This is a genomic window from Pseudomonas typographi (assembly GCF_014694385.1).
Lineage (GTDB): Bacteria > Pseudomonadota > Gammaproteobacteria > Pseudomonadales > Pseudomonadaceae > Aquipseudomonas > Aquipseudomonas typographi.
Window position 1 is genome coordinate 59,713 of sequence record NZ_JAAOCA010000029.1, and the last position, 7,978, is coordinate 67,690.

A 7,978-nucleotide genomic window follows, 5' to 3' on the forward strand; every position below is an offset into this window, starting at 1 on the left:
ATGAGTATCGATCCGCACCAAATCGCCCGGCGTTTCGCCGAGCTAACCCCTGAGCGGCGCCAGACCTTTCTCGCCAAGCTCGAGGAAAACGGCATTCGCTTCACCGACCTGCCCATTGTGGCGCTGCCACGGCTGGGCGCCGCGCCGCTGTCTGCCGCCCAGCGCGGCCTGTGGATCGCCTGGCAGCGCGAGCCCGACAGCCCGGCCTACAACCTGGCGGGCGTGCTGCGCCTAGGTGGCCTGTTGGATGTCGGCGCCCTGGAGCAGGCTTGCAATGATCTGCTCGCCCGCCACGAAGCGCTGCGTACGTCCTTCACCCAGGACGTCGACGGCGAGCCGCAGCAATGCATCAACCCCGCGCGGTTCCAGGCACTGGTATGCCTCGAACTGGGCGAGGACGCATCGCGGCAACGGGCCCAGGCGCTCACCTGCGAGCCATTCGACCTGCAAGCCGGCCCGGCGTTGCGCCTGGAGTTGCATCGCCTGGGTCCACGGCAGCATCGGCTGGTCATCGTGCTGCACCACATTCTTGCCGATGGCTGGTCCATCGGCTTAATCATCGAAGACCTGGCCGCGGCCTACGCCGCGCGCCGCCAGGGGCAGGCCGCACCATGGCCGCCGCTGGCCGTGCAATACGCCGATTACGCCGGTTGGCAACAACGCTGGCTGGATGCTGGCGAGCAAACCCGGCAACTCGATTATTGGCGCAGGCAACTAGAAGACGATCACACGCCCTTAGCGCTGCCGCTGGACCGCCCACGCAGTGCGGTTCGGGATCCACGCGGGGCGAGCGTGCGCATGCAATTGCCCGCGGACACCAGCGAACGCTTGCGCCACCTTGCCAAGGCCAACGGTGCGACCACGTTCATGGCCATGCTGGCGCTGCTTAACCTTTTGCTCGCTCGGCACAGCGGCGCCGACAAGGTGCGTATCGGCTCGCCGCTGGCCAACCGTACCCGCGCCGAAACCCAGCGGGTGGTGGGCTACTTCACCACCCTGAGTGTGTTGAGCAACCGGGTCGACGAGCGGTGGAGTTTTACCGCGCTGTTGAAACAGGTGCGCGGCACCTTGCTCGAGGCCCAGGAACATTCCCAGTTGCCGTTCGACCAACTCCTGCAAGCTCTGGCGCCGCCCCGCGAGGCGGGCACGCATCCGCTGTTTCAGGTCAAGTGCACCGAGCAATCGGCCAGCCGCCCGCAGCGCTTCGCCGACCTGTCCATGAGCCTGGACGGGCTGGCGGCGGGCGACGTGCACTTCGACCTGAGCGTGGACTTCACCGATCGCGCTGATGGCATCGAAGTGCTGATCGCCTACGCCTGCGACCTGTTCGACGCCGAGCGCATCGAGGCTTTGGCGGGTGATCTGGCTTCACTGGCCGACGCTGTCAGCCTGGCGCCGGGCCAACCGTTGCTGGAGCTCGCCGTCGAACCCGAATACCACCCCGATGCCCCGGCAATCGCCGCCGAAGACGTGCTTGCCGCCTGGCAGCGCCAGTATCGCCTCAGCCCTGACGCCGCAGCCTTGACCTGCAACGGCATTACCTTCAGCCGCGCGCAAATCAACCACGCCGCGCAGGCCCTTGGCCAACGCCTGCTGGCCCGTGGCGTCGGTCCCGGTGCTCGGGTGGCGCTGCTGACCGGGCGCACGCCTGGAATGGTGATCGGCATCCTGGCGGTGCTCCAGTGTGGCGCCGCCTATGTGCCCATCGATCCACGCTGGCCGGCCGAACGCCGTGCGGCGGTGTTGGCCGACAGCGGCGCGTGTTTGGTGCTGGGCGCCGACCCTCAGGTGCCAGGCCTGAGCTGGCTAACGCTGGACCTGGATTTACCGATGCCCACACCGCTGGCGGCCTGGCCGGCCCAGGTGCCGCAGTTGCCGGCGTACTTGATCTATACCTCAGGTTCCAGCGGCGCGCCCAAGGCGGTAGTCGCCACTCGCGGCAATTTGGCCGCGTATGTCGCAGGGCTGAGCCAGCGCCTGCAATTGCCTGCGCGCAGTAGTTTCGCCATGGTCTCGACGGTGGCCGCCGACCTCGGTCACACGGTGCTGTTCCTCGCCTTGAGCCAGGGTGGCCTGCTGCATCTGGCCGACGATGAGCATGCCTTCGACCCCGACGCCTTTGCCCATTGGCAAGGCGAGCAGGGCGCCGACGTGCTGAAAATCACCCCGAGTCATTTGCAGGCCTTGCTCAACGCCCGCGACCCGGCCCGAGTCCTGCCGCGACACACGTTGATCCTCGGCGGCGAAGCCACTTCCTGGCGGCTGCTCGATGACATTCGCAAGCTCGCCCCGCAATTGCGGGTCTTCAACCACTACGGCCCCACAGAGACCACGGTTGGTGCGCTCTGCCAGGACGCTGCCCATGCGGATCGCTTGCGCGCCCGGACCTTGCCCATCGGTACCCCGCTGGCCGGCGTCCAGGTTCGAGTCCTGGATGCCTATCTGAATCCGGTGGCCAGGGGCGTGGTCGGTGAGCTGTACCTGGGTGGACCAGGCGTCACCCAGGGTTATTCGGGCCGGCCTGGCCTGACCGCAGAACGCTACGTGCCGGACTTGTATGGTGCGCCCGGCGCGCGCCTGTATCGCAGCGGTGATCGCGTTCGACGCCTCGATGATGGCAGCCTGGAATACCTGGGCCGCAGCGATGATCAAGTGAAAGTTCGTGGCTACCGGGTTGAGCCTGGCGAAGTCAGCGCCGCGATCCGCCGCCTGGCCGGGGTGCGCGACGCGGCCGTGATCGCCGTGCCCGGCGAAGACGGCGGCCACCAATTGCATGCCTATCTGGTGCTGGCGGCCGGGGCGGCCGTGGAAACCCTGCGTCAATCCTTGGCGGCCCAATTGCCGGACGCCTTGGTGCCGCCCCACTGGACAGTGCTGGAGCAACTGCCACTCACCGCCAACGGCAAGCTTGACCGTCGCGCCCTTGCGCCGACGCAGGCGCCCCAGCCAGTGAGCGAAGGCCCGCGTGGCCCGGTGGAGCAGGCGCTGGCGCAGTTATGGAGCGACCTGCTGGGGCGTAGCGATATCTCCCGCGACGCATCGTTTGGCGAACTGGGCGGCGACTCGCTGCTTAGCCTCAAATTGCTCGCACGCATCCGCAAGCACGGCCTGCAAGGGGAGCGCAAGCTGACCCTGGCCGACTTGCTCAATGCCCCCAGCCTCGCCGCCCTGGCCGAACGCCTGGCACCGCCGCCAGTGACCGACCCGGAGGTGGTGTTTTTGTCGCGTTCGGGCCACGGCGTGCCGCTGTTCTGCCTGCCGGGGTTGATCGTTAACAGCAGCGAATTCAAGCCGCTGGTGGATGCCCTGGGCGGCGAACGGCCGGTGTATGGCTTTGTTAGCCATGTTTATACCGAACAACGTTGGCGTGGCTACGACGTGCCAGCGCTGGCCGGCGAATACGCGGACTACATTGCCCGCACGGTCAAGGGTGGGCGCTGCGCCTTGCTCGGCTGGTCGTCCGGGGGCGAGTTGGCCCTGGAGACCGCGCGCTTGCTGCAAGGGCGCGCCCAGGTGGATCTTCTTTGCTTGGTGGATGTGTTCGAGTCGGTGCCATTCCATCCACGGCAACCGCTCGACGAGGCCAGGCGCGCCCAGGCGCAGCCGCTGCTGGAAAGCTGGCTGGGCCGCTCGGCCATGGCCGCCCAGTGGCGTGGGTTATTCGCGTTGATGGACGACCGAGAACGCGACGCCCTGGCCGAACATGTGCTGGCTCACGACGGGCAATTGCCCAGCGACGGGCCGGATTTACTGTCCCAGGAGTTCGAACAGTGGGCGTTACTCGACAAGCGCTTGAAAGCCGCCCGCCAGGTGCACGCGCCATTGGCGATAGATGCCCATGTTTGGCAGGCCGCCCACTCCCTGACCCGCAGTGAGCGCCTGCGTGACTGGAATGCCCTGGTCAATGTCGTCGAGCAGTGCTGCGTGGCGGGTGCGCACCACCTGGACATCATCCGCCACCCGGGTTTCATGGCCGACCTGGCGCAGGCCTTGGCGGCTCTGGAAGCAGGTAAGCGACCAGAGGGCGCTAAATTCGCCGAAGCGGCGAGCGTCTTCTAAGAACACATTATCCAGCGGCTGGGCTCGACGGTCCGGCCACCGCTCTCTCACCTCTTCTGGAAGGAATCGGTCACATGACCCAGCACCTCACCCCGACGGCTCCCCACGACCTGATCGGCATTGGCTTCGGCCCTTCCAACCTGGCCTTGGCTATTGCCTTGCAAGAGCGCGCGGAGGGCGGCAAGGCTTTCGATGCGCTGTTTCTGGAGCGCCAGCCGGACTACAACTGGCACGGCAACACCTTGGTCGCCCAGAGCGAGCTGCAGATTTCCTTCCTCAAGGACTTGGTGACCCTGCGCAACCCGTCCAGCCGTTTCTCGTTCGTCAACTACCTCAAGGCCCATGGCCGGCTGGTGGACTTCATCAACCTGGGCACGTTTTATCCATGCCGCATGGAGTACAACGACTACCTGCGCTGGGTCGCCATGCAATTCGCCGAGCAAAGCCGCTATGGCGAGCAAGTGCTGCGCGTCGAGCCGGTGGTGGAAGCGGGCGGCCAGGTGCAACGCCTGAACGTGATCAGCCAAGACCAGCAAGGTCGCGAACTGAGCCGCCAGACCCGCTCGGTGATCGTCAGCACCGGTGGCACGCCGAAGATTCCCGAGGCGTTTGCCGGCTTCAAGGGCGACCCCCGGGTGTTCCACCATGCCCGCTACCTGTCGGCCATGGCCACCCAGGCATGCAGCCGTGGCGAGCCGATGCGCATTGCCGTGGTCGGTGCCGGGCAGAGCGCCGCCGAGGCGTTCATCGACCTCAACGACAGCTATCCGAGCGTGCAAGTCGACATGGTGCTGCGTGCCGCCGTGCTCAAGCCCGCCGACGACAGCCCGTTCGTCAACGAAATCTTCGGCCCGGATTACACCGACCTTGTGTTCAATCAGCCGGAGACCGAGCGTGAGCGGCTGATCCGCGAGTACCACAACACCAATTACTCGGTGGTGGACCTGGATTTGATCGAGCGCATCTACGCCATTCTCTACCGCCAGAAAGTCTCCGGCATCGCCCGCCACGGCTTCCTTTGCCGGCGCATGATCGAAAGTGCCAGCGATGCCGAGGGGCGCGTGCAATTGCAATTGCGCGACTTGGCCACCGGCTGCACCGAGGTACGGCGCTACGACGCGGTGATCCTCGCCACCGGCTACGAGCGCCGTTCCCACCGCGAACTGCTGGCCCCGCTCAAGGATTACCTGGAAGACTTCCGGGTCGATCGCGACTACCAACTGCTGGCGCGTCCGGAACTGGAGACCCCAGTGTTCATCCAGGGCTTCAGCCAGCATTCCCACGGCCTGAGCGACACGTTGTTGTCGGTGCTGCCGGCCCGTTCCGGGGAAATCGCCGCGGCCTTGCAGCAGCGCCTGGATGGCATTCGCCAACCCCAGCCGGTCTACGAAGCGCGCCGCGCGGCCGGTCGAAGCGTCTCGGCCTGATGGCTGAATATCGGCGGCTGATCGGGTATGCTGGCTGAATGATGCTGTTTCTCATTCACCCACTTCCATGATCAAGGGTGCCAGGGGGGCTGATGATCGACGTGCTTGCACCGCTGTTTCGCGGTGACTTCGAAGCCTACCGGGACGTGTTGGTGCTGGCCGACGACCCTCGCCCGGCCACCTCCTACGACACGCTGTTGGCGCCCCGCGCCTTCGGCGACTTACAAGGCCGCTTTGGCCAGCGCTACAGCGGCGACGACCGCCGGGCCTTGGTGTCGTTGTGGGCCAAGCACTACATCGTCAAGCTGCTGCCACCCGTGATGGGCGCCACGTTGCTGCTGCGCTGGCGCTTGCCGCTGTCCCTGGCCGACACCGCCTTGGTGCTGGATGAAGGGCTCTTGCCCCAGGCGTTTCGCCTGGTCGGCAAAGGCGAGCCGTTCGCGGCCGATGTGAGCGACCCTTTCGAGCTATTCTCGGGCTTGCTGGACGATCACTTGCAGCCGCTGTTCCAGGCCATGGCCAGCCAGGTGAAGCTTTCACCCAAGGTGCTATGGAGCAATGCCGGCAACTATTTCGAAAACCTGCTCAATTTGATGGCCAAGGCCGGGATGCCCGCCGAACGTCTGGCCCCGGGGCGCAGCCTGCTGGAGACCAAGGCCCGCCCCGACGGCACCCGCAATCCGCTTTTCCAGCCGGTGCAGTACCTGCCTATCACCGACGAACACGGCCAACCTACCTTGCGTCGCGAGCGAAAGGTCTGCTGCGTGCGCTACCTGCTGCCGGAGCTGGAGCTGTGCGGCAACTGCCCGTTGAAGGTCAAGCCCGGCAAGCTGGCTTGTGCCTGATGGACAAATGTGGGGGGTTACCCCTTGTGCGCGAAGCGAATTGTCTTTGCGTGGAGCGGACGTGGTTGCCAGGCTGCATGGCTGCCGTACCGTTTCCCTAAAAAGATGCCTTGCCGGTGAAAACCGCCCCCGAAAAACCCACTACCCCGTGGGAATCCTCAGTAATGAAAACTGATCGCCGACCCATCGCGCGGGTGCGGTAGGATGCCCATGCTGATGCCGTAGATGGACTCCAGTACTTCACTGTTCATCAGGTCCGCCGGTGCGCCCTGGGTCAGCAATCGGCCGCTGTGCAACGCTACCAGGTGGTCGCAGTAACGCGCAGCCATGTTGATTTCATGCAGCACCACGACCACGCCCAGGTCGAGCTTGTGGCTCAATTCCCGAATCAACCCTAGCACCTCGACCTGATGCGCAATATCCAATGCCGAGGTTGGTTCGTCGAGCAGCAGATAGCGGCTGTTTTGTGCGAGCAGCATGGCCAGCCAGACCCGCTGGCGCTCGCCGCCGGAAAGGTTGTCCACCAGGCGGTCGGCATAGGCGGTGGTGTGAGTCAGTTCCAGCGCCTGTTCGACCTGCGTGTGATCCTGCTGGCTCAAGCGCCCGAGGGCGCCATGCCAGGGGTAGCGGCCAAAGCGCACCAGTTCGCGCACGGTGAGGCCGTCGGCGGCGGGCAGTTGTTGCGGCAAGTAGGCCACCTGCCGTGCGAATTCGCGGTTTTTCCAGGCCGACAACGGCACGCCATCGAGTTTTACCGTGCCCTGGCTCGCGGCTTGTTGGCGGGCCAGCAACTTGATGAGGGTCGATTTCCCCGAGCCGTTATGCCCGATCAAGCCGATGATCTGACCATGGGGCAGGGTCAGGTCCAGTGGGTGCAGGAGGGTGCGCTCGGGGATATCGAAAGAGACGGCCTGCAACTCGAACATGGGAGGGTCCTGGGGCAAAAGACGCTAATCTAGAGCAAACAAGAACCATTATCAAAGGTTGCTTGGCGCCGCTCGGTGTAGATGGTGCGTTACGGCGTGGGGTGCGTCCATGCTCACGTTGATCCTGCACCAGGCAACCTCGGCCATGCTGTAACACCCGAGAAGGCGAGCCACTAGCCGTCACAACCACACGACCGGCCGGCAGGTCCTGCTGGCCCTTCGGTGTCCTTTATGCCCGGCGTGCGCATGGCCTGGTCACTCGAACCGCCGATCGCCAGGGCCGTGTTTTCAATGAGACATACACGGGGCATACGCGCTGTGGAGGATACGGGTCGATCAGGAAGGACTTCCAGATACAAGAAAGCCCGCACGAGGCGGGCTTCTTGGGGTGATTCATAGACTGCTGTAGACATCTATGGATCGGTACTTGGTGGCTACACAGGGACTTGAACCCCGGACCCCAGCATTATGAATGCTATGCTCTAACCAACTGAGCTATGTAGCCAAGTGGCGCGCATTATTCGCGTATCGTGGGCAGGTGTCAACCCTGCCCCTAAATTCTTTTCTCTCCCCGATCAACGGCTTAGCCGTTACGCGTTGAACCACCCCAGCTTGACCACGAACAACAGCGAGAGGACCACCAGCGCCGGGTTGAGGTCGCGGGCGCGGCCGCTGGCCAGTTTCATGGCGGTCCAGGCGATGAAGCCGAAGGCGATGCCGT

5 protein-coding genes and 1 tRNA gene are annotated in these 7,978 nt (G+C 64.8%); 3 read left to right on the forward strand and 3 right to left on the reverse strand.

Annotated elements, in window-relative coordinates:
• The 3 genes from HAQ05_RS20685 to fhuF all read left to right on the forward strand — a co-directional run bounded on the left by HAQ05_RS20685 (position 1) and on the right by fhuF (position 6,331).
• Complete coding sequence (locus tag HAQ05_RS20685; protein ID WP_190424044.1) at positions 1 to 4,059, forward strand: non-ribosomal peptide synthetase; 4,059 nt, start codon at positions 1 to 3, stop codon at positions 4,057 to 4,059.
• A gap of 74 nt (positions 4,060 to 4,133) precedes the next feature.
• Positions 4,134 to 5,486, forward strand: coding sequence for a lysine N(6)-hydroxylase/L-ornithine N(5)-oxygenase family protein (locus HAQ05_RS20690; RefSeq protein WP_190424046.1), 1,353 nt, complete (start codon positions 4,134 to 4,136; stop codon positions 5,484 to 5,486).
• 92 nt (positions 5,487 to 5,578) lie between these two features.
• Entirely contained in the window at positions 5,579 to 6,331 is a 753-nt protein-coding gene (fhuF, locus tag HAQ05_RS20695; protein ID WP_190424048.1) for a siderophore-iron reductase FhuF, read from the forward strand.
• Between the two features lie 158 nt (positions 6,332 to 6,489).
• Here the strand turns inward: fhuF and HAQ05_RS20700 are convergent, their stop codons facing one another.
• The 3 genes from HAQ05_RS20700 to HAQ05_RS28780 all read right to left on the reverse strand — a co-directional run.
• Positions 6,490 to 7,257 carry an ATP-binding cassette domain-containing protein gene (locus tag HAQ05_RS20700; RefSeq protein WP_190424050.1) on the reverse strand — a complete coding sequence of 256 codons (768 nt, stop codon included), beginning with the start codon at positions 7,255 to 7,257 and terminating at the stop codon, positions 6,490 to 6,492.
• A gap of 428 nt (positions 7,258 to 7,685) precedes the next feature.
• Positions 7,686 to 7,762: transfer RNA gene (locus HAQ05_RS20705), tRNA-Met, on the reverse strand.
• An 85-nt stretch (positions 7,763 to 7,847) separates the two neighbouring features.
• A partial coding sequence (locus HAQ05_RS28780) for a hypothetical protein (protein ID WP_238935322.1) occupies positions 7,848 to 7,978 on the reverse strand: 131 nt, incomplete at its 5' end.